Source organism: Kitasatospora sp. NPDC036993 (genome assembly GCF_055607525.1).
The window spans coordinates 1-26436 of record NZ_JBVJRP010000004.1 but is presented as its reverse complement, the minus strand read 5'-3'; the positions used below and the strand labels follow the sequence as shown (position 1 = coordinate 26436).

At 73.4% G+C, this 26436-nt stretch carries 23 protein-coding genes and 2 pseudogenes; 12 read left to right on the top strand and 13 right to left on the bottom strand.

Annotated features, from left to right (window positions below; all coding sequences use genetic code 11):
* Nucleotides 1-263: 263 nt before the first annotated feature.
* Complete coding sequence (locus tag ACZ7C5_RS09225; RefSeq protein WP_470322327.1) at nt 264-1154, bottom strand: Fic family protein; 891 nt, start codon at nt 1152-1154, stop codon at nt 264-266.
* A 220-nt stretch (nt 1155-1374) separates the two neighbouring features.
* Here ACZ7C5_RS09225 and ACZ7C5_RS09220 point away from each other — a divergent pair, with 220 nt between their 5' ends.
* From ACZ7C5_RS09220 to ACZ7C5_RS09190, 7 genes are all read left to right on the top strand, one after another.
* A complete protein-coding gene (locus ACZ7C5_RS09220) occupies nt 1375-2382 on the top strand; it encodes an ATP-binding protein (RefSeq protein ID WP_401080502.1) in 1008 nt (335 codons plus the stop codon).
* A gap of 443 nt (nt 2383-2825) precedes the next feature.
* Nucleotides 2826-5369 (top strand): SulP family inorganic anion transporter, encoded by a 2544-nt coding sequence (locus ACZ7C5_RS09215; RefSeq protein WP_470322326.1) that lies wholly within the window; start codon nt 2826-2828, stop codon nt 5367-5369.
* A 242-nt stretch (nt 5370-5611) separates the two neighbouring features.
* Nucleotides 5612-7570 carry an acetate--CoA ligase gene (gene acs / locus ACZ7C5_RS09210; RefSeq protein WP_401080506.1) on the top strand — a complete coding sequence of 653 codons (1959 nt, stop codon included), beginning with the start codon at nt 5612-5614 and terminating at the stop codon, nt 7568-7570.
* 450 nt (nt 7571-8020) lie between these two features.
* Complete coding sequence (gene nhaA / locus ACZ7C5_RS09205; RefSeq protein WP_401080508.1) at nt 8021-9439, top strand: Na+/H+ antiporter NhaA; 1419 nt, start codon at nt 8021-8023, stop codon at nt 9437-9439.
* Nucleotides 9440-9687: 248 nt separating this feature from the next.
* Nucleotides 9688-10164 carry a phage holin family protein gene (locus ACZ7C5_RS09200; protein ID WP_401080510.1) on the top strand — a complete coding sequence of 159 codons (477 nt, stop codon included), beginning with the start codon at nt 9688-9690 and terminating at the stop codon, nt 10162-10164.
* Nucleotides 10165-10527: 363 nt separating this feature from the next.
* A complete protein-coding gene (locus ACZ7C5_RS09195; protein WP_401081345.1) occupies nt 10528-11526 on the top strand; it encodes an alpha/beta fold hydrolase in 999 nt (332 codons plus the stop codon).
* A 156-nt stretch (nt 11527-11682) separates the two neighbouring features.
* Nucleotides 11683-11892 (top strand): hypothetical protein, encoded by a 210-nt coding sequence (locus ACZ7C5_RS09190; RefSeq protein WP_159028462.1) that lies wholly within the window; start codon nt 11683-11685, stop codon nt 11890-11892.
* Nucleotides 11893-11954: 62 nt separating this feature from the next.
* On the opposite strand, the gene ACZ7C5_RS09185 is transcribed toward ACZ7C5_RS09190, so the two are convergent.
* The 4 genes from ACZ7C5_RS09185 to nth all read right to left on the bottom strand — a co-directional run bounded on the left by ACZ7C5_RS09185 (nt 11955) and on the right by nth (nt 15776).
* Nucleotides 11955-12656: a metal-dependent hydrolase gene (locus ACZ7C5_RS09185; RefSeq protein ID WP_401080513.1), complete on the bottom strand. Its 702-nt coding sequence runs from the start codon at nt 12654-12656 to the stop codon at nt 11955-11957.
* A 189-nt stretch (nt 12657-12845) separates the two neighbouring features.
* Complete coding sequence (locus tag ACZ7C5_RS09180; RefSeq protein WP_188300225.1) at nt 12846-14033, bottom strand: MarP family serine protease; 1188 nt, start codon at nt 14031-14033, stop codon at nt 12846-12848.
* A gap of 94 nt (nt 14034-14127) precedes the next feature.
* Nucleotides 14128-14904: an NUDIX hydrolase gene (locus ACZ7C5_RS09175; RefSeq protein ID WP_188300224.1), complete on the bottom strand. Its 777-nt coding sequence runs from the start codon at nt 14902-14904 to the stop codon at nt 14128-14130.
* Nucleotides 14901-15776, bottom strand: coding sequence for an endonuclease III (gene nth / locus ACZ7C5_RS09170; protein WP_401080516.1), 876 nt, complete (start codon nt 15774-15776; stop codon nt 14901-14903). The genes ACZ7C5_RS09175 and nth overlap by 4 nt, the downstream gene beginning before the upstream one ends.
* Nucleotides 15777-15899: 123 nt before the next feature.
* Here nth and ACZ7C5_RS09165 point away from each other — a divergent pair.
* Nucleotides 15900-16262 (top strand): annotated as a pseudogene (locus tag ACZ7C5_RS09165) (response regulator); the annotation flags it as partial.
* Nucleotides 16263-16849: 587 nt separating this feature from the next.
* On the opposite strand, the gene ACZ7C5_RS09160 reads toward ACZ7C5_RS09165, so the two are convergent.
* Nucleotides 16850-17350: a MarR family winged helix-turn-helix transcriptional regulator gene (locus ACZ7C5_RS09160; protein WP_401080518.1), complete on the bottom strand. Its 501-nt coding sequence runs from the start codon at nt 17348-17350 to the stop codon at nt 16850-16852.
* A gap of 42 nt (nt 17351-17392) precedes the next feature.
* Complete coding sequence (locus ACZ7C5_RS09155; RefSeq protein WP_401080520.1) at nt 17393-19030, bottom strand: FUSC family protein; 1638 nt, start codon at nt 19028-19030, stop codon at nt 17393-17395.
* A 275-nt stretch (nt 19031-19305) separates the two neighbouring features.
* Here ACZ7C5_RS09155 and ACZ7C5_RS09150 point away from each other — a divergent pair, with 275 nt between their 5' ends.
* Nucleotides 19306-19980: a Crp/Fnr family transcriptional regulator gene (locus ACZ7C5_RS09150; RefSeq protein ID WP_030240972.1), complete on the top strand. Its 675-nt coding sequence runs from the start codon at nt 19306-19308 to the stop codon at nt 19978-19980.
* Between the two features lie 79 nt (nt 19981-20059).
* Here the strand turns inward: ACZ7C5_RS09150 and ACZ7C5_RS09145 are convergent, their stop codons facing one another.
* The 5 genes from ACZ7C5_RS09145 to ACZ7C5_RS09125 form a co-directional block, all read right to left on the bottom strand.
* On the bottom strand, nt 20060-20899 hold the full coding sequence (locus ACZ7C5_RS09145) for an MBL fold metallo-hydrolase (RefSeq protein WP_401080522.1): 840 nt from the start codon (nt 20897-20899) through the stop codon (nt 20060-20062).
* Nucleotides 20896-21069, bottom strand: a complete 174-nt coding sequence (locus ACZ7C5_RS09140) for a hypothetical protein (protein ID WP_188295892.1) — start codon at nt 21067-21069, stop codon at nt 20896-20898. Before ACZ7C5_RS09140 ends, ACZ7C5_RS09145 begins: the two co-directional genes overlap by 4 nt.
* A 127-nt stretch (nt 21070-21196) precedes the next feature.
* Nucleotides 21197-22063 (bottom strand): NUDIX hydrolase, encoded by an 867-nt coding sequence (locus ACZ7C5_RS09135; protein WP_401080525.1) that lies wholly within the window; start codon nt 22061-22063, stop codon nt 21197-21199.
* Nucleotides 22064-22178: 115 nt separating this feature from the next.
* Nucleotides 22179-22646, bottom strand: a complete 468-nt coding sequence (locus ACZ7C5_RS09130) for a RidA family protein (protein WP_401080527.1) — start codon at nt 22644-22646, stop codon at nt 22179-22181.
* Nucleotides 22643-22801 (bottom strand): DUF4177 domain-containing protein, encoded by a 159-nt coding sequence (locus ACZ7C5_RS09125; protein WP_094743074.1) that lies wholly within the window; start codon nt 22799-22801, stop codon nt 22643-22645. Before ACZ7C5_RS09125 ends, ACZ7C5_RS09130 begins: the two co-directional genes overlap by 4 nt.
* Nucleotides 22802-23013: 212 nt before the next feature.
* Here ACZ7C5_RS09125 and bagA point away from each other — a divergent pair, with 212 nt between their 5' ends.
* Nucleotides 23014-24087 (top strand): ATPase BagA, encoded by a 1074-nt coding sequence (bagA, locus tag ACZ7C5_RS09120; protein WP_188295895.1) that lies wholly within the window; start codon nt 23014-23016, stop codon nt 24085-24087.
* Nucleotides 24084-25274, top strand: coding sequence for an ATPase BagB (gene bagB, locus ACZ7C5_RS09115; protein WP_188295896.1), 1191 nt, complete (start codon nt 24084-24086; stop codon nt 25272-25274). Before bagA ends, bagB begins: the two co-directional genes overlap by 4 nt.
* A gap of 48 nt (nt 25275-25322) precedes the next feature.
* On the opposite strand, the gene ACZ7C5_RS09110 is transcribed toward bagB, so the two are convergent.
* A complete protein-coding gene (locus ACZ7C5_RS09110) occupies nt 25323-25646 on the bottom strand; it encodes a WhiB family transcriptional regulator (RefSeq protein ID WP_030240986.1) in 324 nt (107 codons plus the stop codon).
* A gap of 423 nt (nt 25647-26069) precedes the next feature.
* Between ACZ7C5_RS09110 and ACZ7C5_RS09105 the strand changes: the two are divergent.
* Nucleotides 26070-26436: pseudogene (locus ACZ7C5_RS09105) on the top strand (hypothetical protein); the annotation flags it as partial.

The window sequence follows — 26436 nt, the reverse complement described above, 5'->3', positions numbered from 1 at the left end:
GGACCTAAGAGGTCAAACCGACAACGCAGTTAAGGCCCCACGGACCGCACGTACAGATATCCGGGTACCCACATGCAGCCGACCCGCTGTCGGGCCGCCGGACCAGACGAACGGGCAGGATCCCCGTCTGATCGGCACTTCCGGTGCATGCATGGTCACCCGGTATCTGCACCAGCGGCGGCACCCAGCAGAAGCGGGTGCCGCCGCATCATCGTGTCCGCACGCCCCTCGACGGGGCGCTCGCGCCGGTCAGGACCGGCCGCTCAGACCATCCCGCGCTGCATCGCCTCGCAGACCGCCGTGCTCTCGCGCACGCCGAGCCGCAGCGCCCGGCCGCAGTACGCGATCCAGGCCGCCATCCCCTCGGGGGTCCCCGCCAGATAGCCGGCGAGGGCCCGGCGGTGGGCGGCGGTGCCGAGTTCGGCCAGGCCGACCTCGGCCGGGCAGACCGACTTCGGGTCGAGGCCCTCCGCGATCAGCACGATCCGCTGGGCGGCCCGGGCGATCACCCCGTTGTGGGTGCCGAACGGCCGCAGTGCGAGCAGTTCGCCGTGCACCACCGAGGCCACGACGAGGGCCGGCGTACCCACGCCCTGGCCCTCCGCGCGCGCCACCAGCAGCCGGGAGAGCTGGTCGAGCCTGGCCGCGACCTCGTCCGCGCCCGGGGCGGGCGGCAGCACGGGCAAGGGCCCGTCCACGGCGTCGACCTCGACGCTCTCCACCGGCTTCAGCTCCAGCGGGAACAGTTCCTCGGCGCCCTCCCCGGCCCGCCGCGGGCGGCCCGCGGCCTGCTCGCCGTCGCCGACCGCGAGCAGGTGCAGCCGGGCCAGCACCTGGAGCGGCGAGTGCCGCCAGATGCTGAGCAGCTGACCGGCCTCGGCGGCGATCCGCAGGGCCGCGCCGACCGTCCTGGCCTCGGGTTCAGCGCCGAAGTCGCTGCGGCGGCGGACCTCCTCCAGCGACCAGTCGGCCCCGGCCAGGGCCGCCGAGGCGCGGGCGCCGCGCAGCGCGGACTCGGAGGTGACCTCGGCCGCGCGGCGGCGCATCACCCGGTGGCCGTAGAGCCGGTCGACGGCCTTGCGCACCTCGGCCACCGCGTCGGGCACCCCGGGGAGCTGGGCCAGCGGGGCGAGGGGATCAGTTCCAGTGCTCACCTACCCGAGAGTAATGAACAGGCCGCCCCTCCCGGAACAGCAACCCCGCATCACCCGTTAGAGGCAATCCTCACTTCCCGCCCCCGGCGGACCCCAAACCCCGGCTAGCATGGCCGCTATCGGAGACGATAACGATTTCCAACTAGGGGATCCCGCCCCCACGCGGCCCCTGGGCAGGCGGCCCGTCGCGAGGGCCCAGAGCGAGAGCCGGAGTCCCCAGATGAAGATCGCCTTCGTCGGCAAGGGCGGCAGCGGGAAGACCACGCTGTCCGCCCTGTTCATCCGCCACCTGGCAGCCAAAGGCCGGCCGGTCATCGCCGTGGACGCCGACATCAACCAGCACCTGGGCCCCGCGCTGGGGCTGACGGACGACCAGGCGGTCGGGCTGCCCTCGCTGGGCGGGCACCTGCCGGAGATCAAGGACTACCTGCGCGGCAGCAACCCGCTGATCCGCTCCTCCGACGAGATGATCAAAACCACGCCGCCCGGCCGCGGTTCGCGGCTGCTGCGGATCGTCGAGGAGAACCCGGTCTACGCCTCCTGCGCCCGCCCGATCGCACTGGACGAGGGCTCCGTCCGACTGCTGGCGACCGGCGCCTTCACCGAGGAGGACCTCGGGGTGGCCTGCTACCACTCCAAGGTCGGCGCGGTGGAGCTGCTGCTCAACCACCTGCTGGACGGCCCGGGCGAGTACCTGGTGACCGACATGACCGCCGGCTCGGACTCCTTCGCCTCCGGCCTGTTCACCCGCTTCGACCTGACCTTCCTGGTGGCCGAGCCGACCCGCAAGGGCGTCTCCGTCTACCGCCAGTACAAGGACTACGCCCGCGACTTCGGCGTGCAGCTGCGAGTGGTCGGCAACAAGGTGCAGGGCCCGGACGACCTGGCCTTCCTGCGTCGCGAGGTCGGCGACGACCTGCTGACCACCTTCGGGCAGTCGGACTGGGTGCGTCGCCTGGAACAGGGCGCCGAGCCGCCGCTGAAGGCCCTGGAGCCGGCCAACCGGGCCGTGCTGGAGGAACTGCGGATCGAGGCCGACACGGCGTACGGGCGGCGGGACGCGCGCCGCTACACCGAGCAGGCGGTGCTCTTCCACCGCCGCAACGCGGAGAGTTGGGCCAACTCCAAGGTCGGCATCGACCTCGCCACCCAGGTGGACGACGGCTTCGTCCTGGGCGAGTTCGCGGACGAGGACGAGCGCACGGCCCCGGCGGGCGCCCACGCCTGACCCGTTCCACCGTAGCCGGACGGGCCGTGGCCCTCCCCCATCCCGGGGAGGCCGCGGCCCGTCGGCATACCCGGCCCCGGCCGGTTCATCCGGGCCGACTGCCCCCACCAGCAGATTCCCGGCGGTTCGACCACCACCCATTGGGGTGAACGAGGGGGTTTTCCGCTTCCCTCCCGTAACCACGCTGTGCAAAGCTTTCATTACCCTCGGTTTACCGAGTCTTGATGGTTCGCCCGGCGGCCCTCGCGAGACGTCCCGCACCTCGCCCGGACCCCTGGCGGCCCTGATGGTCAACGCCGGCCGGTGACATCCCGCACTCCCCCGCCGCGCCCACGCCATCCCGCCACACCGTCGCGACCCACGACAGCCGATCCGCCCCGGCCCCACGCCGGACCCACCACCGGACCTGACTGCGTTCGCTCCCCCGGACAGACGGGAAGACAATGACCCTCGACATCTCCAGCGCCCCCATCGCCTCCGACACCACCGACCACGCGCCACCGGGCCCGGGCTCCCGGATCCGCTGGGCCCAGGACCTCTCCGCCTCCCTCGTGGTCTCCCTGATCGCCGTGCCGTTCTCCCTCGGCATCGCGCTCGCCACCGGCGCCCCGCTCGCCGCCGGCCTGGCCGCCGCGGCCGTGGGCGGGATCGTGGTCGGACTGTTCGGCGGCACACCGCTCCAGGTCAGCGGCCCCTCCGCGGCGCTGACGGTGATCACCGCCGGACTGGTCGCCCAGTACGGCTGGCAGGCCACCTGCGCCATCACCGTCGCCGCCGGGCTGCTCCAACTCCTGCTCGGCGCACGCCGGGTGGCCAGGACCGCGCTCGCCGTCTCGCCCGCGATCGTGCACGGCATGCTGGCCGGAGTCGGCATCACCATCGCCATCGCGCAACTGCACGTCGTCCTGGGCGGCTCGCCGCAGGGCTCCGCGATCGCCGACCTGCTCGCCCTGCCAGGGCAGTTGGCCGATCCTCGCCCACCCGCACTGGTGGCCGGCGCGGCGACCGTGGCCGTCCTGATCTGCTGGCCTCGGCTCGGCCGGCTCCCGGGCCGCGCGGGAGAGTTCGGCACCCGGCTGGCCGCAGTGCCGGGTCCGCTGGCCGGTGTCGCGCTGGCCACCGCGCTCGTGGTCGCCCTGGACCTGCGGCTCGCCCACGTCGAACTGCCCGCCTGGCGGCCGGACGTGTTCCTGCCCACCTTGCCGCACGGCCCGCTCCTTGGGCTGCTCGCCGCCGCCCTCACCGTCACCGCCGTGGCCAGCGTGGAGTCGCTGCTGTCCGCCGTCGCGATCGACCGGATGTCCCGCCGCACCGGCGACCTCGACCGTGAACTGCGCGGCCAGGGCCTGGCCAACCTGGTGAGCGGCCTCGTCGGCGGGCTGCCGATCGCCGGTGGCGCGGTGCGCGGCACCGCCAACGTGCGGGCCGGCGGCCGGACCAGGTGGGCCTCGGTGCTGCACGGCGTCTGGGTGCTGGCCGCCGCGCTGGCGCTGACCGGCGGACTGCGCCGGATCCCGCTGGCCGCGCTCGCCGCGCTGGTGCTGGTGGTCGGGCTGCAGATGGTGAGCTTCGCGCACATCCGCAAGGTGCACCGGCACCGCGAGTTCCCCGTCTACCTGATCACCGTGCTCGGTGTGGTGGCCGGTGGCGTGCTGTGGGGCGTCGCGATCGGCGCCGGCACCGCCGCACTGCTCGCCCTCCACCGGCTGACCCGGGCCCATGTGGACGTCGAGACCGGCCCCGACGGCACGGTCACCGTCCGGACCCACGGCCCGCTCACCTTCACCGCCGTCCCCCGGCTCGGCCGGGCCCTGGCCGGCATCCCGGCCGGGGCCGGGGTCGCCGTGGTCCACGACGGCTCCTTCCTGGACCACGCCGCGTACGAGACGCTGCACTCCTGGCGGGCCGGGCACCAGGGCGCGGGCGGCCGGGTCTCGATGGTGACGCGACGTCAGGACGACGAGGTGCTCGATCCGGACGGCACGGTGCGCGCGGGCAGTTCACCGGGCCCGCACCGGTGCCGGGCCTGGACGCCCTGGGTCGGCCACCACTGCATCGAACAGCGGGAGGACCCGCACGGCCGGCTGCTGGACGGCGTCCGGGTGTTCCAGTTGCACACCGCCCCGCTGGTCAGACCGGAACTCGCCAGGCTGGCCCAGGAGGGGCAGACGCCCTCCCAGCTCTTCCTGACCTGCGCGGACTCCCGGATGGTCACCAGCATGATCACCAACAGCGGTCCGGGTGACCTGTTCACCGTGCGCAACGTGGGGAACCTGGTGCCGGCGCCACACGAACCCGGTGCGGCGGACGACTCGGTGGCCGCCGCGGTGCAGTACGCGGTCGAGGTGCTGGAGGTGCGCTCGATCACGGTCTGCGGCCACTCCGGCTGCGGCGCGATGCAGGCCCTGCTGGACGGAGTGCACGAGCGCCCGGGGCAGCCCACCCCGCTGGCCCGCTGGCTGCGCAACGGCCGCGGCTCGCTGGACCGGCTCCGACGGGTGCCGGCGGAGTTCGCCGCCAGGCCCGTGGTGGACGTCGCGGAGCAGCTCTGCATCACCAACGTGGTCCAGCAGCTGGACCAGCTGATGGCGAACCCGGCGGTGGAGCGCCGGGTCGAGGAGGGCACCCTGCGGCTGGTCGGGATGTACTTCGACTTCGCGACGGCCCAGGCCTACGTCCTGGACCGGGCGGCCGGGACGTTCAGCCCGGTCGAGGCCCGCAGCGAGAACCGCGGTGAAGACCAAGGCGAGGACTGTGGCGAGGACTGTGGCGAGGAGCATCCCGGGAACGGCGCTGCGGCCCGAACCGCAGCCCGAGCCGCGGACGACGCCGGGAGCCACACCACAGGCAAAATCGAACACCACGCCGAGGCCGATGCCGGGACCGGCCCCCGTGCCCGACCCCACACAGCATCGGCCGAACGGGTGAATGAGGACGATCGGATTCCGGTAGAGGGTAGCGAGGAGGGCCCACAGCTGGCCGCCTGAGAGCCGGGTCCGTGCCCCCGCCGGGCGGGCCGGGGCACGGGCCCACCCACCCTCGCACGGATCGCCGGCTCTCCGCGGCGGACCGCACGGGAAGTCGGCCGCCCGTCGGTCAAAGGTCTACACCAATTCACAGGAGCCTCTTGTCAACTGCCCCGTTCGCCTGGTGAGCTGTGCGCTGGGACACACGGGACAATCCCCACGCACGGGATCGCCCCCGATCATGACTCGATGAGGAGTGCGCGTTGAGCAACGAGAGCCTGGCCAACCTGCTCAAGGAGGAGCGGCGCTTCGCCCCGCCGGCAGAGCTCGCCGCAGCCGCCAACGTCACCGCGGCGGCGTACGCGCAGGCCTCCGAGGACCGTCTGGGCTTCTGGGCCGAGCAGGCCCGTCGCCTCACCTGGGCCGTCGAGCCGACCGAGACCCTCGACTGGTCCAACCCGCCGTTCGCCAAGTGGTTCGCCGACGGCAAGCTCAATGTCGCGTACAACTGCGTCGACCGCCACGTGGAGAACGGCCTGGGCGACCGGGTCGCCATCCACTTCGAGGGCGAGCCCGGCGACAGCCGCTCGATCACCTACGCCCAGCTCAAGGACGAGGTCTCGCAGGCCGCCAACGCGCTGCTGGAGCTCGGTGTCCGCAAGGGCGACCGGGTCGCCGTCTACCTGCCGATGATCGCCGAGGCGGTCGTCGCGATGCTCGCCTGTGCCCGGATCGGCGCCACCCACTCGGTGGTCTTCGGCGGCTTCTCCGCCGACGCCGTCGCCTCCCGCATCCGGGACGCCCAGGCCAAGCTCGTCATCACCTCCGACGGCGGCTACCGCCGCGGCAAGCCCTCGGCGCTCAAGCCCGCCATCGACGAGGCGCTCACCAAGGTCGACGGCGTCGAGCACGTCCTGGTGATCCGCCGCACCGAGCAGGACATCCCGTGGACCGAGGGCCGCGACGTCTGGTGGCACGAGATCACCGCCCGCCAGTCCACCGAGCACACCCCCGAGGCGCACGACGCCGAGCACCCGCTGTTCATCCTCTACACCTCGGGCACCACCGGTAAGCCCAAGGGCATCCTGCACACCTCGGGCGGCTACCTCACCCAGGCCAGCTACACCCACCACGCGGTCTTCGACCTCAAGCCGGAGACCGACGTCTACTGGTGCACCGCCGACATCGGCTGGGTCACCGGCCACTCGTACATCGTCTACGGCCCGCTCTCCAACGGCGCCACCCAGGTCATCTACGAGGGCACCCCGGACACCCCCCACCAGGGCCGGTTCTGGGAGATCGTCCAGAAGTACGGCGTGACCATCCTCTACACCGCGCCGACCGCGATCCGCACCTTCATGAAGTGGGGCGACGACATCCCCGCGAAGTTCGACCTGTCCTCGCTGCGGGTGCTGGGCAGCGTCGGCGAGCCGATCAACCCCGAGGCCTGGATCTGGTACCGCGAGCACATCGGCGCCGGCAAGTGCCCGATCGTGGACACCTGGTGGCAGACCGAGACCGGCGCCATCATGATCAGCCCGCTGCCGGGCGTCACCGAGACCAAGCCGGGCTCGGCCCAGCGCGCCCTGCCGGGCATCGCGGCCACCGTGATGGACGACGAGGCCAACGAGGTGCCGAACGGTTCCGGCGGCTACCTGGTGCTCACCGAGCCGTGGCCGTCCATGCTCCGCACCATCTGGGGCGACGACCAGCGCTACATCGACACCTACTGGTCCCGCTTCGAGGGCCGCTACTTCGCGGGTGACGGCGCCAAGAAGGACGAGGACGGGGACATCTGGCTGCTCGGCCGGGTGGACGACGTCATGCTCGTCTCTGGCCACAACATCTCCACCACCGAGGTCGAGTCGGCCCTGGTCGGCCACCCGTCCGTGGCCGAGTCCGCCGTGGTCGGCGCCACCGACGCCACCACCGGCCAGGCCATCGTCGCCTTCGTGATCCTGCGCGGCGGCGCCACCGAGAGCCCCGAGCTGGTCGAGGAGCTGCGGGCGCACGTCGGCCGCACGCTCGGCCCGATCGCCAAGCCGAAGCAGATCAAGGTGGTCGGCGAGCTGCCGAAGACCCGCTCCGGCAAGATCATGCGCCGCCTGCTGCGCGACATCGCCGAGGGCCGCGAGGTCGGTGACACCACCACCCTGGCCGACAGCACGGTGATGAGCCAGATCCAGGCCCAGCTGCCGGCCTCGGACAACGGCAACGGCTGAACCCACCGGCCCGGCGACAGCCGGGTCCACCAGGCCGGCGACGGCTGAACCGGTCTGAACCGGACTAAGACAGACTGAGACGGGCTGAGACGGACAACGGCTGTGCCCCGGGCGGTGACCACCGCCCGGGGCACAGCCGTTCCGTCGCCACGACGCCGCGTTCACCCCCGCCCGCCACATGGGCGAGCGGCAGCCGTCCGGGACCGTCCGGGGCTCTCCAGGACCGTCCGGGTGGCGGTTCGGTGCTCCTCCGGAGTGCAGAACCGGCCCACAGGGCTTAAGTCCTTGAGTAGGACAATCCGGATGTCACCTGATCGCCCGCTAGACTGTTAGGGACGTATCAAGATCCCTTGACGGGACTCGCGGACGTCACAGGGCGCGCCGGGAAGTCTGGTCGGCAACTACACCACACGTGTATCCGTTGCCGCTCCCAGCCCCAGGAGGTCCCCCGTGACCGATCAGCCGCCCGTCCACGAGCCGACGACCCGCCGCCGGCAGTTCCTCGGCCGGCTGTCACTGCCCGAGCGCACGTTCATCACCGACGCCCTGCGCACCGAGACGGTCGGCGGCATGCTGCTGCTGGGCGCCGCGGCCATCGCGCTGATCTGGGCCAATGCCTGGCCGCAGGCGTACCAGAGCATGCTCGACTACACCGTCGGTCCCTCCGCCCCGCTGCACCTCGACCTTTCCCTGGCCACCTGGGCCAAGGACGGCCTGCTGGCGATCTTCTTCTTCGTCGCCGGGATCGAGCTCAAGCGCGAATTCGTCGCCGGCGAGCTGCGCACGCCCAGTGCCGCACTGCTGCCCGTGGCCGCAGCCGTCTGCGGGGTCGCGCTGCCCGCGATCCTCTTCGCCCTGGTGAACTCCGGCAGCGGCGGACACCCCGGTGGCTGGGCGATCCCGACCGCCACCGACATCGCGTTCGCACTCGGGGTGCTGGCCGTGGTCGGCAGCCACCTGCCGTCCCCGCTGCGTGCCTTCCTGCTCACCCTGGCCGTGGTCGACGACCTGATCGCGATCCTGATCATCGCGGTCTTCTACAGTCACGGCATCAAGTTCTGGGCGCTCGGCCTCGCCTTCGCCGGGCTGGTGCTGTTCTGGTTCCTGCACCGGCGCGGTGTCCACGGCTGGTACATCTTCGTGCCGCTGGCCGTCGTGACCTGGGCGCTGATGCACGAGAGCGGCATCCACGCCACGGTGGCGGGCGTCGCGATGGGCCTGATGCTGCGCTGCCACCGGGAGGGCGACGAGAAGCACTCCCCCGGCGAGCACATCGAGCACCTGGTCCGCCCGCTCTCGGCCGGCGTGGCCGTCCCGCTGTTCGCGCTGTTCTCGGCCGGGGTGGTGATCTCCGGCTCGGCGCTGCGCGAGGTGTTCACCCAGGCCACCCCGATCGGCATCGTGGTCGGGCTGCTGGTCGGCAAGTCGGTGGGCATATTCGGCGGTACATGGCTGACCGCCCGGTACACCAGGGCCGAACTGAACCCGCAGCTCAAGTGGTCCGACATGGTCGCCGTCTCGGTGCTCGCGGGCATCGGCTTCACCGTCTCGCTGCTGATCAGCGAGCTGGCCTTCCCCGACGACCCGGACCTCGCCAAGCGGGCCAAGACCGCCGTCCTGCTCGGTTCGCTGATCTGCGCGACGGTCGCCACCGTGTTGCTGAAGCTGCGCAACCGGCACTACCGCGCGCTGTGCGAGGAGGAGGACCGGGACGTGGACGGGGACGGCATCCCGGACGTCTACCAGGAGGACGACCCGGCCTGGCGGGCACGGGTCGGCGAGGCGGCCCGCCCGGCCACCGGCGAGGGCCCGGGCTCGGACCACCAAGGCCACCAGGACCACCAGGACCGGTCCGGACCGCAGGCCTGAGGCACGGCTGAGATCCGCCCGGGACAGCGCCGGAAAGCCCCTCCGGAAGGCCTCCGAACTGCGTCCGGAGGGCCCCGGCCGCCGGGACACGTCCCTCCGGCGGGGCCCCGGAGTGGTGTCCGACTGACCGGTAGGGGCATGATTCTGAGCTGTCGACAATCCACAGACGTCTCCGGAACCCCCACCGGCTCCCGGAACCGCACACCCGCGGCGGCGTCACGCCGCACAGCCGCAGAGGAGAACCGCTGATGCCCGCAGGAGCCGCAGACCCGTCCAGCAACGGCCGGGCGCCCTACGAGGGCGAGCGTTCGGTGGGGCAGCTGTTCGCGGCGGCCACCGCCGACCTGTCCGCGCTGGTCCACGACGAGATCGCGCTCGCCAAGGCCGAGATCCGGGCGGACGTCAAGCGCGGCGTCTCCGGCGGCGTCTCGCTGATCGTCGCCGGCGTGGTGGCGCTGTTCTCCATCCCGATGCTGAGCGCCGCCGCGGCCTTCGGCATCCACGCGCTGGGCCTCTCGCTGGGCTGGTCCTTCCTGATCGTGGCCGGTGCCTACCTGCTGCTCGCGGTGCTGCTCGGAGTGCTGGCCTGGCGCTCGTTCAAGAAGATCGAGAAGCCGGTCCGCACCATCGAGGGCGCCCAGAAGACGGCCGACGTGCTGAAGAACGCCCGTCCGCGCCCGGCCACCCAGGAGGAGATCGACCGGGCCCTCGGCCGCATCCCGTAGGTCCGTGGCTCCGTGAGCCCGCGACTCCGTGATTCCACGGATCCATGAGCCCGGGAATCCGTGCTCCGCGGATCCATGGGCCCACCGGCAGGGGCGTCGCCCTGACCCGCGGCGGGGCCCCGCGCCGACCGGCCACCGGACCCGCCGACAACGAGTGCCGGGCACGTGTCCGACGCGCGGATGTGACACGCTCTCGGTATGCCGCTTGACCAGAAGCCCGTGCCCGCGCAGCCGTCCGCCGACTCCGGTCCCGACTCCGGCGCCGGCCTCACCCCCGAAGGCCCCGGCACCGCCTCCGAAGGCCCGGCCGGTACCGCGCCGGACGGCCGCGACGGCCTCGGCACCGCGCCGGACGGCGCCGGCCTGGCGCCCACCCCGGAGCCGGAGCGGGAGCCCGGGCGGGAGCCGGCACGGGAACCCGTCGAAGCGGCCTCCGGCGACGCCCCGGCGCAGGGCGGCGAGGCCTGGAGCGTCCGGCAGGCCGGCCCGTGGACGCACCGCGACCTCGCGGCCAACGGCGCCCGCTTCCACATCGCCGAGCTGGGCTCCGGCCCGCTGGTGCTGCTGGTGCACGGCTGGCCCGAGTACTGGTGGGCCTGGCGCCACCAGCTGACCGCACTCGCCGCGGCCGGTTACCGGGCGGTGGCGCTCGACCTGCGCGGCATCGGCGGCAGCGACCGCACCCCGCGCGGGTACGACCCCGGCAACCTCGCCCTGGACATCACCGGCGTGATCCGCTCGCTCGGCGAGCGCCGGGCGCACCTGGTCGGGCACGCCTCCGGCGGCACCCTGGCCTGGGTGGCGGCGGTGATGCGTCCGTCCGTCATCCAGAGCCTGACCGTCGTCTCCGCCGCGCACCCGCGGGACCTGCGCCGGGCACTGCTGACCGACCGTCGGCAGTTCGCCGCCTTCGAGCACGTGCTGGGCTTCCAGCGGCCGTGGATACCGGAGCGCCGGCTGGTGGCCGACGACGCCGAGCTGGTCGGCGGCTACCTGACCTCCTGGACCGGCCCGAACGGCCTGGACGAGGCCGCCGTGCACGCGTACCGGCAGGCGATCCAGATCCCCAGCACCGCGCACTGCTCGATCGAGCCGTACCGCTGGCTGCTGCGTTCGCTGGCCCGGCCGGACGGCATCCAGTTCGCCCGGCGGATGAAGAAGCCGATCACCGCGCCGACCCTGCACGTCCAGGGCGCGGCGGACCCGGTGCTGCTGTCGCACACCGCGCTCGGGGGCGGCGAGTACGTGGCCGCGCCGTACCGCTGGCGGCTGCTGCCGGGGGTCGGGCACTTCCCGCACGAGGAGGCGCCGGAGGAGTTCACGGCCGAGCTGCTGGACTGGATCGGCCGTCACAAGGAGTAGCCGGTGACGGGTGGGGCAGGGCCGGACGTGCGGTCGGTGCCGGAAGGGCCGTTGGGCCCAACTCCCTTGGCTTGACGCTCATATGACATCCGCATAGGCCAATTTCGGCGAGGCCGGGGCGGTTACCCCCACCGGCCCAGGGGCATCCCTTCCGGTATGAGTTGGATGCCCGAAAGCGGCGGCGCTCCGCGCGGCCGACGCCACAACAGCCCCCAGCGTTCCGCCCACCGACCCGACCGGGCGGACGACCTCGGTTTCGACGGCCCCGACGGCCGTCAGCGCACGGAGCGGCGACAGCTCGGCATCCCCCGCATCCTCGGCCGGCGCGCCCGCTGGGTGGGCGCACGGCTGCGGCGCGAGACCTGAGCCTCGCGCCGCGTCACACCGGCCGTCACCTCGGCCGGGGTGCCGGGTACCCGGCACCCCGTTCAGTTCACGATCGTCGGCGACAGCGCGGTGAACCAGAGCAGGACGAAGGTCGCCACCGACATGATCGGCACCAGCACCTTGGTCTCGACGCTGTTGCCGCTGCGCTTGATCAGCACGATCTCGTAGCGCTCCTTGTGCGGCCAGAGCAGCGGCGCGCCCTTCTTCGTCAGGCAGTCGCCGAGCAAGTGCGCCAGCGTGCCCAGGGCCACCGCGTACGGGAGCCAGCCGGGCGAGTTGGGCATCCAGGTGTTCATCCCGAAGGTGCCGAGCGCGGCCAGGCCGATGACGGTGATCCACGCCTCCGGGCCGTCGCCCGGCGGGCAGAGCCGCAGGGCCCTGATCGCCAGCGCCAGTAGGAAGAAGGTCAGCCCGAGGGTGAAGTTGCGGCCCAGGAAGGTCACCCCGGCCCAGGTGCCGGCGCCCGTCAGCGCGACGAACAGCAGTGAGTGGGTGGCGTGCCGGTGGCCTCCCGAGGCCCAGGCCACGAAGCGGCAGAGCACCTTGGAGACCGGGCCGAGGAAGTTGGCGATCGAGCCGTCGTGGTGGTCGAGGTCCGGCAGCAGGGCCGCGCCCGCGCACAGCACCGTGCCCATCAGTATGTCCGCCGGCTGCAAGGTGGTGTGCAGCAGCAGCGGGGGCAGGAAGGGAGCCGAGGCCGCGTACAGCATCGCCCCGCTCACCGCGTGCGAGTGACCCATCATCGGACTGCCGGGACCTCCCGTCGGGCCCACTCCTGGACGGCGTCCGATTGAGCCGAACGGGTGAGCGCGGCCGACGCTATCAGGGCCGCCTGACGGTGTGACGGATATCGGGCGGTCCGGTCCGGCGCGCCCTCCGGAGCACGATCGGCGACCGGGGAGCGGCGGCCGGCGACCGGCCGCGCCGCCCGCTCAGAGCGCGCAGCCCTGGGTGTCCACCCGGGCGGTCGCGGCGACGCCCCGCTCGGCGTCCTCCCGGACCTCGGCCGCGGTCAGCACGTAGCCGGTGTCCGCGCTGTCCAGGGACTTGGCGAACACCACGCCGTACACCTCGCCGTCCGGGGTGAGCAGCGGCCCGCCGCTGTTGCCCTGCCGGACCACCGAGCGCACCGAGTAGACGTCGCGGACCACCTGGCCGCGGTGGTAGATGTCCGGGCCGTTGGCCTGGATCCGGCCGCGGATGCGGGCCGGCTGGACGTTGAAGGCGCCGTTCTCCGGGAAGCCGGCCACGATCGCGCTGTCGTTGGTCTTCGCCTCGCCCGCGAAGGTCAGCGCGGGCGCGTTCAGCTTGGGCACGTCCAGGACGGCGATGTCGCGCTGCCAGTCGTAGCGGACCACCGTCGCGTCGTACAGCTGGCCGACCCCGCCGATCTGCACGGTCGGCTCGTTGACCCCGCCGACCACGTGGGCGTTGGTCATCACCCGGTGCGGGGCGAAGACGAAGCCGCTGCCCTCCAGGGTCTTGCTGCAGGAGGTCGCCGTGCCGACCACCTTGACCAGGCTCTGCCGGGCCCGCGCCACCGCTGGGCTGGCGGCGAGCGCGGGGTCTGGGGTGTCGACCTGGGTGATCGGCTCGTGCTCGAAGGGGTTGAACACCTGCGGGAAGCCGTTGCGGGCGAGCACCTTGGAGAAGTCGGAGAACCAGTTCGGCGCGTCGCCGGGCAGCGCGTCCTGCACCCCGCCGAGGACCGCCGAGGAGCGGACCTGCTTGGAGACGGTCGGGAGTGACGCGCCGGCCAGCGCCGACCCGATCAGCCAGGCCACCAGCAGCATCGAGACGACGTTCACCACCGCGCCGCCGGACGCGTCCAGCACCCGGGCCGGGCGGCGTCCGATGTGCCCGCGCAGCTTCCAGCCGAAGTGCGCGGTGACCGCCTGGCCGATCGCGGCGAGGACGATCACCACCACGACGGCCACCACCGAGGCCGTGGTGCCGGGGCCGATGTGGTCGAGCACCAGCAGCGGCAGCAGTTCGACGGCCAGCAGGCCGCCGCCGAGGAAGCCGACCAGAGAGAGCACGCCGACCACGAAGCCCTGCCGGTAGCCCGACACGGCGAATGCCACGGCCGCGGCGATCAGCAGCACATCCAGGACGTTCACCCGGACACCCTCCCACGGTCCGCGCGCCGGACGCGCCGACGGCCCGTCACAACGGACCGGACCCGCCGGTCCCGCCGGACGCGCCGCCGGCCGGTCACGAGGCGCCGGAGTCGCCGCCCGGCAGCGCCCTGGAGTGTTCGAGGTCGCCCTGGACCAGGGCCAGCGCCTCGTCCGAGAGGTCGACGATCCGGGACGGGTCCCACGGCAGCTCCATGCCGCTGTGGTGCAGCACCCGGTCGATCACCCCGGCGGTGAAGCCCCAGACCAGCCGCCCGGCGACCGCGAAGGCCGACCCGAGGTGCCCGGAGGGGTGCCGCAGCCGCACCCGGTTCGCCGGGTCGGCCAGGTCCGCGAGCGTGACCCGGAACACCGCGCCGGTCTCGCCCTCGTCCACCGGGTGCACCGGCGACTCCTCGCGCCACCAGCCGAGCACCGGGGTCACCACGAAGTCGCTCACCGGGATGTACAGCCGGGGCAGCTCCGCGAACACCTGCACCCCGGCCGGGTCCAGGCCGGTCTCCTCCCAGGCCTCGCGCAGCGCCGCCGCGATCGGTCCCGGACCGTTCGGGTCGCCGTCCTCCGGGTCCAGCGCGCCGCCGGGGAAGGACGGCTGGCCGGCGTGCGAGCGCAGCGAGCGGGCCCGCTCGATCAGCAGCAGGTCGGGACCGTCCGGCCCCTCGCCGAACAGCATCAGCACGGCCGCGGGACGGCCGCCCTCGGCCGGCGGCAGGAAGCGGCTCAGCTGCTCCGGCAGCACCCGCTCGGCCGCCTCCTGCACGGGCGCGAGCCAGTCCGGCAGACCGTGGGGCTCGATGCCCCGCACGGCGCCTCCGGTCTCCGGGCCGCCGGGGTGCCCCCACCGCTCGCTCATGCGTCCACCGCCAGGTCCGCGACCCGCCCGTGGTGGACGGCGGCGTCCGCGCGGGCGGCCGCCTCACCGGGGAAGTCGGCCGGGGGCTGGAGCCGCTGCCCCGGCTGACCGCCCATCTCGTACTTCAGCAGCTTGCCCGCCTTCTCCGGGTCGGTCTCCCCCTCGCCGTACGCGGGGCAGAGCGGTGCGATCGGGCAGGCGCCGCAGGCGGGCTTGCGGGAGTGGCAGATCCGGCGGCCGTGGAAGACCACGCGGTGCGAGAGCATCGTCCACTCCGACTTCGGGAAGATCTCGGCGACGGCCGCCTCGACCTTCACCGGGTCCTCCTCGGTGGTCCAGCCGAACCGCCGGGCCAGCCGCCCGAAGTGGGTGTCCACGGTGATGCCGGGGACCCCGAAGGCGTTGCCGAGGACGACGTTGGCGGTCTTGCGGCCGACACCGGGCAGGGTCACCAGGTCGTCCAGCCTGCCGGGCACCTCGCCGCCGAACTCGTCGCGCAACGCTATCGAGAGGCCGATGAGCGACTTCGCCTTGTTCCGGAAGAAGCCGGTCGGGCGGATGACCTCCTCCAGCTCCTCCGGGTTCGCCGCCGCCATGTCCTCCGGCGTCGGGTACTTCGCGAACAGCGCCGGGGTGGTCTGGTTCACCCTCAGGTCGGTGGTCTGCGCCGACAGCACGGTGGCCACCAGCAGTTGGAAGGGGTTCTCGAAGTCCAGCTCCGGATGCGCGTACGGGTACAGCTCCGCCAGCTCGCGGTTGATCCTCCGGGCCCGCCGCACCATCGCCAGATGCGATTCCGGCTTCCTCGGCTTGCCCGCCGCCTTCTTCGCCACCGGCTTCGCCGCGGCCGTCCGGACCTTGCTCTCTGCCATGCACGAAGGCTACGCCGACCGGCGGACCGCTCGGGGCCGATCAAGCGCGGAAACGGCCCCTGGCAGGGCCTGTTGTCTGATGAACCCCGCCCGTGGCCGTCACCTGACAGGGGGAGAGTGCGGATGATCAGGGTCCTGCTGGCCGAGGACATGAGCATGGTGCGCGGCGCGCTCATGGCCCTCCTCGCGTACGAGGAGGACCTGGAGGTCGTCGCCGACGTGGAGCGCGGGGACCTGGTGGTGCCGACCGCCCTGGAGGTGCGCCCGGACGTCGCGGTGCTCGACATCGACCTGCCGGGACTGGACGGGCTGCGGGCGGCGGCCGAACTCCACGAGAAGCTCCCCGGCTGCCGGACGCTGGTCCTCACCGGACTGGTGCGACCCGCGTACCTGCGCGCCGCGCTCTCCGCCCGTGCGCTCGGGTTCCTCGGGAAGGACGCCCCGGCGCGGGAGCTGGCGGCGGCGATCAGGGAGGTGGCGGCCGGGTCGACGCGATCCGGATCGCCGGGGAGATGGGCTGGCTGCCGACGGTCCAGCTCCGCGGCCGGGCCCGGCGACGCCCGGCCCGGACGGCGGATCGCTTCGGTGACATGGCGCCTCCGGCGTTGACGGACCGTGCGTTTCGCATGGATCCGACCGTGACCGACCTCCGGCGAGGCTCAACGAGGCTTCCCTTCGTCAACGAAGGGCATGACGGCCGGTACGCCCGGAGCTAGGCTCGCGAGGACGTCGAGGGCGCCGTACCGGGGGGAGCCGAGCCATGTGTCGAAGCCTGCCTGGCGGACGGTACGGGGCCGGAAGGCGGGCTTCGCCGGCGCCTTCACCGCGCTCGTCTGCGCCCTGCGGGTCACCGGGGCGGGGCGGGCGCTCCGGGTGGGGGCGACCGTCGTCGTCCCGGTTCGCGCGGTGGCCCAAGGAGTGCTCCCGGCAGACGACTTGACACGTCGCACCCGAGCATAGTTTCCCGTCGACGGCGCTCCGCCGACGATCCGTCGACACCGAAGCCGGCACCGACGCCGCACCGACACCGACGCCGCACCGACACCGGCATCGGGCGTGGCCGGCCGCGGCGCTCAGCCCGGGGTGCGGCCGATGGTCCCCTCAAGGCTGTTGAGCAGGCCGCTGAGGGCCCCGGCGAGGCGGTCCTGCTCGGCGGGGGTGAGGCCGACCAGCAGGGCCCGGTCGTAGGCGACGAGTTCCTGGATCAGGCCGTCCACCAGGGCGCGGCCCTCCTCGGTGAGCGCGAGGTGGGCGACCCTGCGGTCCCGGTCGTCGGTGCGGCGGCTGACCAGGCCGCGCTCCTCCAGCAGCCGCAGGCGCTTGGTGACGGCGGCGCCGGAGGCGAAGCTCTCCCGGGCGAGCTGGGTGGGGGTCAGCTCGCGGTCGAGGCGGAGCAGGGCGCCGAGGATGTCGAACTCGGCGCGGGTGAGCCCGGCCCTGGTGAGCGGGTCCGGGGTCTGCTGGAGCAGCGCGGCGCAGCGGTTGATCCGGCCGAGGACGGCGATCGGACCGGTGTCCAGCCCCGGGTAGGCCCGCTCCCACTGGCGCAGCACACCTGCGACGACGTCCTCCACGCGTGCTGCTCCCGTTCTGCGGCCTGCCGATCGGCTTCGATCCTAAGGCGTGTCCGGCAGGTCCCGGCGGCCGCGCCGTTCCAGCAGGGCCGCCAGCAGGTGGTGGGCCTGCTGCTCGGTGACCGCGGCGCGCTGGTGCGGGAGGTCGGGGCGGCGCCACTCGCCGGCGGCGGTGTCGGCGGCCTCGCGCAGTTCCAGCAGGGCGGCGGCGAGGCGGGTGCGGGCGGCGTGGGCCTCCGGGGCACTCGAGGCACCGGCGGAGGCGCGCGCCCGGTGGCCGGCGGCCTCGGCGCCGGCCAGGGCGCGGGTCAGCCGGGCGGCGGTGCGGCGGTTGGTGACCAGCAGGCAGGCCGCGAGTCCGGTGAGCGCGCCGACGCAGGTGTCCAGCCAGCGGTCGGCGACCAGGGCCCCGGCCGGCTGCGGGCCCGCGAACTCCGTCATCAGCAGTGCCATCGGGGTGACGAAGACCGTCGCCAGCCAGTAGCTGCGGGCGATCGTCGCCTCAGCACCGAACTGGCAGACCAGCCCGAGCCCGATCAGCGCCACCGGGCCCGAGTGCGCGACCGGCAGCACGGCGGTGAACAGCAGCAGCCCGAGCAGGTTGCCGAGCACCCGTTGCAGCGCGCGCTGCCAGGTGAGCGTGCTGTTGGCCTGGAACACCGAGGCGGCGGTGACCACCGCCCAGTACGGCCGGCCGACGCCGAGCGCCAGCGACAGCCAGCCCGCCGCGGCGCAGCCGACCGCGACCCGCAGGGCGATCGGCAGCAGCGCGGACCCGGGGCGCAGCGCCCGGTGCGGTGTCCGGTGGAACGGACGGCGCGGGGCGGGGAGTCGGGCGCGCAGTTCGGCCTCCTCCGCGTCGGTGAGGTCCAGGAGTGGCAGCGGGCGGTCGCGGCGCAGGTCGCGGGCCCGGGCGAGGTACCGGTCGGCGTCCTCGGCCCGGCCCGGCCCGGTCAGGGCGGACTCCGCGTGCACGAGCAGCCGTTCCGGTCGGTCGCCGAGCGACCGCGGCCGGTTCGGGGAGGAGAGCGCGAGGCTCTGCCACGCCGCCTCGACCGCGCCGACCAGCGCGGTACGGGCGGCGGCCGCGCCCGGACCGTCCCGGTCGGTCCGCAGCAGCCGGGCGGCGGCCTCCAGGGCGCGGGCGGTGGCGATCCGCTCCGGCCCGTACGGGCGCACCAGGGCCGGGGCCATGCAGACCAGCCAGGCCAGCGCGGCGCCGAGCACGGTGAGCGCCAGGTGCGCGGGGACATCGGAGAGGCGCTGGGGCAGGAAGGCGCAGCTCGCCGTGGTGAAGGTGATGATCAGACTGCCGGGCGGGCCGACCCGGGCGGCGTCGCAGAACAGCTTGTGCAGGGCGGCGAGCACCGCCGCCACCGCGACCAGGACGGCGGCGTCGTGGGTCAGCGCCGCGGCGGTGAGGGCCGCTCCGGTGCTGAGCACGGTGCCGAGCAACACGCCGGCCAGTGTCCGGGCCCTGGCCCGGTACGGCAGGCCGTGCCCGTACAGGGCGCCCAGGCCCCCGGCGGAGGTGTAGAGGGCGAGGTCGAGCCGGCCGAGACCGAGCAGGGTCAGGTTGAGCGCACCGAGGGTGACCACGGCGCTGAGCGCGGGCTTGTGCCAGATGTCCCCGGACGGGCCGATCCGAAGTGCCTGCCGGAACTGGGCGGTTGTGGCCATGCACAAAAGATTAGCAGGTAATTTACCCGTAAAGCATATGCGGTCGGCCACTGTTCGACGAGACCGGACAAGCGTTCGTCCGATGGCCGCCCCGGGGCTCCCGCCACCGGGCCCGCACGGTGACCCGCCGGTACGAATGGCCCCGCACGGCACACCTCCGCACACCCCCTCCTCATATGATCGGAGCGACATGCGCCATGCTTGGTGATGCAGAACACTGAACGGAACTTGTGCCGGACGGCCCACCCGCCGTACGGCCGAGAAGGAGGAAGCACGTGGACGACGTTCTGCGGCGCGCCGCACTCTTCGCGGCACTCGACGACGAACAGGCCGGCGAGCTGCGCGCTTCCATGACCGAGGTCACCCTCGCCCGTGGGGAGTCGCTGTTCCACGAGGGCGACCCGGGCGACCGGCTGTACGTCGTGGCCGAGGGCAAGGTCAAGCTGCACCGCGCCTCGCCGGACGGCCGCGAGAACATGCTGGCCGTGCTCGGCCCCAGCGAGATGATCGGCGAACTGTCGCTGTTCGACCCGGGCCCGCGCACCGCCACCGCCAGCGCGCTGACCGAGGTCAAGCTGCTCGGCCTCGGCCACGGCGACCTCCAGCCCTGGCTGCACGCCCGCCCCGAGGTCTCCATCGCGCTGCTGCGGGCCATCGCCCGCCGTCTGCGCCGCACCAACGACGTGATGTCCGACCTGGTCTTCTCCGACGTGCCCGGCCGCGTCGCCAAGGCCCTGCTGGACCTCTCCCGCCGGTTCGGCGTGCAGTCCGAGGAGGGCATCCACGTCGCCCACGACCTCACCCAGGAGGAGCTGGCCCAGCTGGTCGGCGCCTCCCGCGAGACGGTCAACAAGGCGCTCGCCGACTTCGCCGGCCGTGGCTGGCTGAAGCTGGAGGCGCGCGCGGTGGTCCTGATGGACGTCGAGCGGCTGTCGCGCCGCTCGCGCTGACGCCCGCGAACGCCGAAGGGCCCGTCCGGATCGGACGGGCCCTTCGGCGTTCCCCGGGTCGGTCGCCGCCCCGGCGCGGTCAGTCGCCGCCCTGGCCCGGGATCAGCCCGTGCTCGACCAGGTAGTCCAGCTGGGCCCGCACCGACAGCTCGGCGGCCGGCCAGAGCGCCCGGTCCACGTCCGCGTAGACCCGGGCCACCACCTCGGACGCGGTCCGGCAGCCGTCCTCGACCGCGGTCTCCACCTGGGCGAGCCGGGCGGCCCGGTGGGCCAGGTAGTAGTCGACGGCGCCGAGCGCGTCCGCGAGCACCGGGCCGTGGCCCGGCAGGACCGTCCGCACGCCCTGGTCGGAGGCCATGGTGTGCAGCCTGCGCAGGGAGTCCAGGTAGTCCCCGAGCCGGCCGTCCGGGTGCGCCACCATCGTGGTGCCGCGGCCGAGCACGGTGTCCCCGGTGAGCACCGCGCCGTCGTCCGGCAGGTGGAAGGTCAGCGAGTCCGAGGTGTGCCCAGGGGTGGCCACCACCCGCAGGTCCAGGCCGCCGACGTCCAGGCGCTGTCCGCCCACCAGGCCCTCCGCGCCCAGCCGGTGCGCCGGGTCCAGTGCCCGCACCTCGGTGCCGGTCAGCTCGGCGAAGCGCGCCGCGCCCTCGGAGTGGTCGGCGTGGCCGTGGGTGAGCAGGGTCAGCGCGATCCGCTTGCCCCGCTCCTCCGCGAGGTCGATCACCCGGCGCAGGTGGCCCTCGTGCAGCGGGCCCGGGTCGATCACCGCCGCGAGGTCCGAGCCGGGCTCGGAGAGCAGCCAGGTGTTGGTGCCGTCCAGCGTCATCGGCGACGGGTTCGGCGCCAGCACGCACAGCGCCCGAGGGGTGGCCTCGCCGCCGACGACGGCGGCGGGGTCACCCGGCAGGAGTCCGCTCACCGGCCGCCTCCGAGGTCTCGGTGCAGGGCCCGCAGCGGCAGCGCCCGGACGAGGGCCCGCTGCGCCACCTCGACGAACGGGGCCTGGCTGTCGCAGGCGGGGACACGGGGAATCAGGCGGCGGGCGGGCATCTCGGGTGCCGTCCGGCGAGCCACGTCGTCGTGGGTCATCGGGCGTCGGTCCTCTCTCTGCGGAGGTGCGGGAAGGTCATGTCGTACGGGTCGTACGGATCTTGCGGGTCGTGCAGGTCGTGCGGGCCCTGCGGGTCGGGACGGGTGGTCCCGGTCGGTGGAACGGTCAGGAGCCCTCGGGGAACTCCCCGTCGATGGTCAGTTCCTCGTATCCGGGCCAGCGGACCGTCAGGCGGTCCCCGCGGACCTCGGCCCGGCCCAGCACCGGGGCCAGCGGGCGGTCGGCGGCCACGGCCAGGGCCTCGGCGGCGGTCCGCACCGGCGACAGTTCGCGCAGCACCGTCACGGTCGGCGGCAGCATCCCGAACCGGCCCTCCCGGTGGCCCCGCACCGCCTCGGCGGGGGTCAGCCAGGCGACCCGGTCGGCCTCGCCGACCTCCAGGGCCGCCCGCTGGCCGGCCGGCAGCGCGGCCACGAAGAACCAGGTGTCGTAGCGCCGTTCCTCGAACTCCGGGGTGATCCAGCGGGCCCAGCCGCCCAGCAGGTCGCTGCGCAGCACCAGGCCGTGGTCCCGGAGGAACTCGGCGAAGGACAGCTCGTGCGCCTCCAGCGCGGCCCGCTCGGCGGACCAGTCGCGCGGCGCGGCGACGCTGTCCGCGTCGGGGCCGGCCAGCAGCACGCCGGCCTCCTCGAAGGTCTCGCGGACCGCCGCGCAGACCACCGCCCGCGCCGTCCCGGCGTCCACCCCGAGCCGACGCGCCCACTCCTCGGGCGCCGGCCCGGCCCAGCGGGGCTCGACCTCGGCGTCCCGCGGGTCCACCCCGCCGCCGGGGTAGGCGTACATCCCGGCCGCGAAGGCCATCGAGGTGCGCCTGCGCAGCAGGTAGGCCTCCGGCCCCTCGGCGGTGTCGCGCAGCAGCACGACGGTCGCGGCGGGCCTGGGCAGCGGCGGGGTCACCGCGCCGGATTCGACCGCCCGGATCCGGGCAGGCCAGCCGGGCGGCATCGGGAGCGTCGTCGCTCGATGGTCCATGCCCGGATGCTAGGGCGTGTCCGACAATTCCCGCCAGGCTCACCGGTCGATCGGACACACCCCGGCAACACGGAGGTGGGGCCGAACAGGCCCGGCCCCGCCTCCGCGATCACGTTCAGGCGGTCTTGACCCGCACCTGGAGCTCGACCTCGACCGGGGCGTCCAGCGGCAGCACCGCGACGCCGACGGCGCTGCGGGCGTGCACGCCCGCCTCGCCCAGCACCGCGCCGAGCAGCTCGCTGGCGCCGTTGACGACGGCCGGGACGGCGATGAAGTCGGGGGCGGCGGCGACGAAGCCGACGACCTTGACGACCCGCTCGATCCGGTCGAGGTCACCGATCACCGACTTCACGGCGGCCAGGGCGTTCAGCGCGCAGATCTGCGCGAGCTCCTTGGCCTCCTCGGGGGACACCTCGGCGCCGACCTTGCCGGTCGTCGGCAGCTTGCCGCCGACCACCGGAAGCTGGCCGGAGGTGAACACCAGGTCGCCGGACTGCACGGCCGGCACGTACGCGGCGACCGGGGCGGCCACCGGCGGCAGGGTCAGGCCCAGCTCGGCGAGCTTCTCCTCGACCTTGCTCATGCGTTCTTCTCCCGCTTGAAGTAGGCCACCAGCTGCTCCGGGTTCGGGCCGGGCACGACCTGGACGAGCTCCCAGCCGTCCTCGCCGAAGTTGTCCAGGATCTGCTTGGTGGCGTGCACCAGCAGGGGCGCCGTCATGTATTCCCACTTGGTCATGGCCAGACTCTAGACGAGCCGTCGCGGCGATCCGCTCCGCCGGCCGCGAGGCGTGTGAGGTGGGGCACAAAGAGGGCATGATCAGGCCTGGCGGCCCCGGTGCTCCGGGCATCCGGCGCGGTCCCTGGTTACCCTCGCGGGAGGGCACCCTGGCGAGGGGCACCCTCGGCAGGAGGGAACGCCCACAGGACGGAGACGGACGGAGACGGAGCGTGGCACGCACCCCCGGCCAGACGGACCGGCGCGACCCCGACTGGGAGGGCGTCCGGCTGCACGTGGTCAGTGGCAAGGGCGGCACCGGGAAGACCACGCTGGCCGCGGCGCTGGCCCTGGCGCTCGCCGCCGACGGCGGGCGGGTGCTGCTGATCGAGGTCGAGGGCCGGCAGGGCATCGCCGAGCTGTTCGGGATCGCCGCGCTGCCGTACGAGGAGCGCCGGATCGCCTCGGTCTCCCGCACCCAGCTGGGACTGCCCGCCGGTGACGCCGGCGCCGGCGAGGTCTTCGCGCTGGCGATCGACACCGAGCTGGCGCTGCTGGAGTACCTGGAGATGTTCTACAAGCTCGGCCGGGCCGGGAAGGCGCTCCAGAAGGTCGGCTTCGTCGACTTCGCCACCACCGTCGCGCCCGGCGTGCGGGACGTCCTGCTCACCGGCAAGGCCTGCGAGGCGACCAGGCGCAAGGAGCGGGACGGCCGGCGGCGCTACGACGCGGTGGTGATGGACGCCCCGCCGACCGGACGGCTGACCCGGTTCCTGAACGTCAACGCCGAGGTCGCCGGGCTGGCCAGGATCGGCCCGATACACACCCAGGCGCAGGCCGTGATGCGGGTGCTGAAGTCGCCGGAGACCGCGGTGCACCTGGTCACCCTGCTGGAGGAGATGCCGGTGCAGGAGACGGTGGACGGCATCGGGGAGCTGCGCGAGGCGGCGCTCCCGGTGGGCGGGGTGATGGTCAACCTGGTCAGGCCGCCGGTGCTGGACGCGGCGGCGGTGGCCGCGGTGGACGGGGACCACCGCGAGGAGGTCGCCCTGGCGCTCGGGGAGGCCGGGCTGGGCGGCCGCCCGCGCACCGCGGAGAAGGTCAGGGCGGCGGTGGAGCCGCTGCTCGACCCGCTGCTGGAGCAGGCCAGGGAGCACGCCGAGCGGGTCGAGCTGGAGCGCGCGCAGCGCGCCGACATCCAGCAGCTGCGGCTCCCGACGTACGAACTGCCGCTGCTGGGCGAGGGCGTGGACCTCGGCGGGCTGTACCGGCTGGCCGGCGAACTGAAGCGGCAGGGGGCGGCATGACCACCAACGGCACCGGCGCGACAGGCAACGGGGTCCGGAGCACCGGGCAGCGGCTCGCGGTGGACGGGCTGATCGACGACCCGAAGACCAGGATCATCGTCTGCTGCGGCTCCGGCGGCGTCGGCAAGACCACCACCGCCGCCGCGCTCGGCCTGCGGGCGGCCGAACGCGGCCGCAAGGTCGTGGTGCTGACCATCGACCCGGCCCGCCGGCTCGCCCAGTCGATGGGCCTGACCGAGCTGGACAACACTCCGCGGGTGGTCAAGGGGGTCACCGGCACCGGGGAGCTCCAGGCCATGATGCTGGACATGAAGCGGACCTTCGACGAGGTCGTGCTGGCCCACGCCGAGCCCGAGCGGGCCCGGGCGATCATGGAGAACCCCTTCTACCAGTCCCTGTCGGCCGGCTTCGCGGGCACCCAGGAGTACATGGCGATGGAGAAGCTCGGGCAGCTGCGCGCCGCCGAGGAGTGGGACCTGATCGTCGTGGACACCCCGCCGTCCCGCTCGGCGCTGGACTTCCTGGACGCGCCCAACCGGCTCGGGTCCTTCCTGGACGGCCGGGTGATCCGGATCCTGACCGCCCCGGCCAAGGTCGGCGGGCGCAGCGCGATGCGGTTCCTGAACGCCGGGATGGGCCTGCTCACCGGCACCCTGGGCAAGATCTTCGGCGCCCAGCTGCTCACCGACGTGCAGACCTTCGTCAGCGCGATGGACTCGATGTTCGGCGGCTTCCGCGAGCGCGCGGACCGCACGTACCAGCTGCTCAAGGCGCCGGGCACGGCGTTCCTGGTGGTGGCCGCGCCGGAGCGGGACGCGCTGCGCGAGGCGGCGTACTTCGTGGACCGGCTGGCCGCGGACCGGATGCCGCTGGCCGGGCTGGTGCTCAACCGGGTGCACGGCACGGGCGCGCCGCAGCTCACCGCGGAGCGGGCGCTGGCAGCCGCCGAGGCCCTGGAGGAGAACGGCTCGGAGCACACCTCACCCGAGGCGGAGCTGCTCGCGGCAGGTCTGTTGCGGCTGCACGCCGAGCGGATGCAGATCGTGGGGCGCGAACGCCGTACCCGCGACCGCTTCGTCTCGGTGTACCCGGACGTGCCGATCGTGGAGGTGCCGGCGCTGCCGGGCGACGTGCACGACCTGGACGGACTGCGGGCCATCGGGGACCGGCTCAACGGCGCGGTGTAGTCCGCGCCCGCGGGGCCGACCGGCCCGGACCGCGTGGTGCGGCCGGGCTCAGCCCGCCTGGGCGTAGTCCGTCAGTATCACGCCGGTCGCGAGGGACTCCTCGTACTCGGTGCGTGCCGTCTCCAGCAGCCTCCGCCACGAGATGACGGTCGGGCGGCGGCGCAGCAGCGCCCGGCGCTCGCGTTCCGTCATCCCGCCCCACACCCCGAACTCCACCCGGTTGTCCAGGGCGTCCGCGAGGCACTCCGTCCGGACGGGACAACCGCTGCACACCGCCTTCGCGCGGTTCTGCGCCGCCCCCTGGACGAACAGTTCGTCCGGATCACTCGTGCGGCAGGCGGCCTGCGCACTCCAGTCGTCAACCCAGCCCATCCCGGCGCCGTCCTCTCCCGTATCGAGGCTCCCCCACGGCGGCAACGGCATGTTCACCGTTGCCAGTTGAGGACGTTACGGAAGAACGACAGCTTGCAACAGCCCCTTCGGGCTCAATCTCGCATGACCCGATCGGACTATGGGTATCTATCAGCTCACTCGTTGGAGTGATCGCAGGTCGTACACCTTGCCAAGGACCGAACCCTCACCCTCGCCACAGACGTCACCACGGAGCGTGACCGGCCACAGGGGTACAGCAGGCCACAGCTGCCTCAAAATCCGGCCATCGGCGGGTAATTCGGGCAAGTCTCCTCGCCCACACGAGTGAACGATGTTGACGCACCGAAGCTGTCGCAAGCTTGTGACAAGCCTAGGCGAACACCTGCCCCGGTGTGCGGGATTCCGCGACGTAGGGTTCTCCCCATGGCACCGAAGCGCCCCCAGGCACCCCAGCCCCCAGGCAACACCGGAGCTCCTCGCGACCGCTCCGGCGGATCAGCGCTGGAGCACGCCGGCAACGGCGTGAAGTTCCTGGGCGTCAGCGTGCTCTCCGGACTCCTGCTGGCAGGCCTCGCCCTGCCCGCCGTCGGCGCCATAGGGCTGACCGCCAAGGACACCGCGGAGAGCTTCGACAGCGTCTCCGACGACTTCAAGACCCCGCCGCTCACCCAGGCGACCCAGATCTTCGACGCCAAGGGCGGCCTGATCGCCAAGGTGTACGAGCGCGACCGCACGGTCATCCCCGCCGACCAGATGTCGCCGTTCATGCGGTACGCCCAGGTCGACATCG

Bases quoted from the DNA above. Each gene is read 5' to 3' on its own strand.
- ACZ7C5_RS09220 (WP_401080502.1), top strand. From the start codon at position 1,375: ATGAAGATCGCCTTCGTCGGCAAGGGCGGCAGCGGGAAGACCACGCTG.
- ACZ7C5_RS09215 (WP_470322326.1), top strand. From the start codon at position 2,826: ATGACCCTCGACATCTCCAGCGCCCCCATCGCCTCCGACACCACCGAC.
- ACZ7C5_RS09200 (WP_401080510.1), top strand. From the start codon at position 9,688: ATGCCCGCAGGAGCCGCAGACCCGTCCAGCAACGGCCGGGCGCCCTAC.
- ACZ7C5_RS09190 (WP_159028462.1), top strand. From the start codon at position 11,683: ATGAGTTGGATGCCCGAAAGCGGCGGCGCTCCGCGCGGCCGACGCCAC.
- ACZ7C5_RS09185 (WP_401080513.1), bottom strand. From the start codon at position 12,656: ATGATGGGTCACTCGCACGCGGTGAGCGGGGCGATGCTGTACGCGGCC.
- ACZ7C5_RS09175 (WP_188300224.1), bottom strand. From the start codon at position 14,904: ATGAGCGAGCGGTGGGGGCACCCCGGCGGCCCGGAGACCGGAGGCGCC.
- nth (WP_401080516.1), bottom strand. From the start codon at position 15,776: ATGGCAGAGAGCAAGGTCCGGACGGCCGCGGCGAAGCCGGTGGCGAAG.
- ACZ7C5_RS09155 (WP_401080520.1), bottom strand. From the start codon at position 19,030: ATGGCCACAACCGCCCAGTTCCGGCAGGCACTTCGGATCGGCCCGTCC.
- ACZ7C5_RS09140 (WP_188295892.1), bottom strand. From the start codon at position 21,069: ATGACCCACGACGACGTGGCTCGCCGGACGGCACCCGAGATGCCCGCC.
- ACZ7C5_RS09135 (WP_401080525.1), bottom strand. From the start codon at position 22,063: ATGGACCATCGAGCGACGACGCTCCCGATGCCGCCCGGCTGGCCTGCC.
- ACZ7C5_RS09130 (WP_401080527.1), bottom strand. From the start codon at position 22,646: ATGAGCAAGGTCGAGGAGAAGCTCGCCGAGCTGGGCCTGACCCTGCCG.
- ACZ7C5_RS09125 (WP_094743074.1), bottom strand. From the start codon at position 22,801: ATGACCAAGTGGGAATACATGACGGCGCCCCTGCTGGTGCACGCCACC.
- bagB (WP_188295896.1), top strand. From the start codon at position 24,084: ATGACCACCAACGGCACCGGCGCGACAGGCAACGGGGTCCGGAGCACC.
- ACZ7C5_RS09110 (WP_030240986.1), bottom strand. From the start codon at position 25,646: ATGGGCTGGGTTGACGACTGGAGTGCGCAGGCCGCCTGCCGCACGAGT.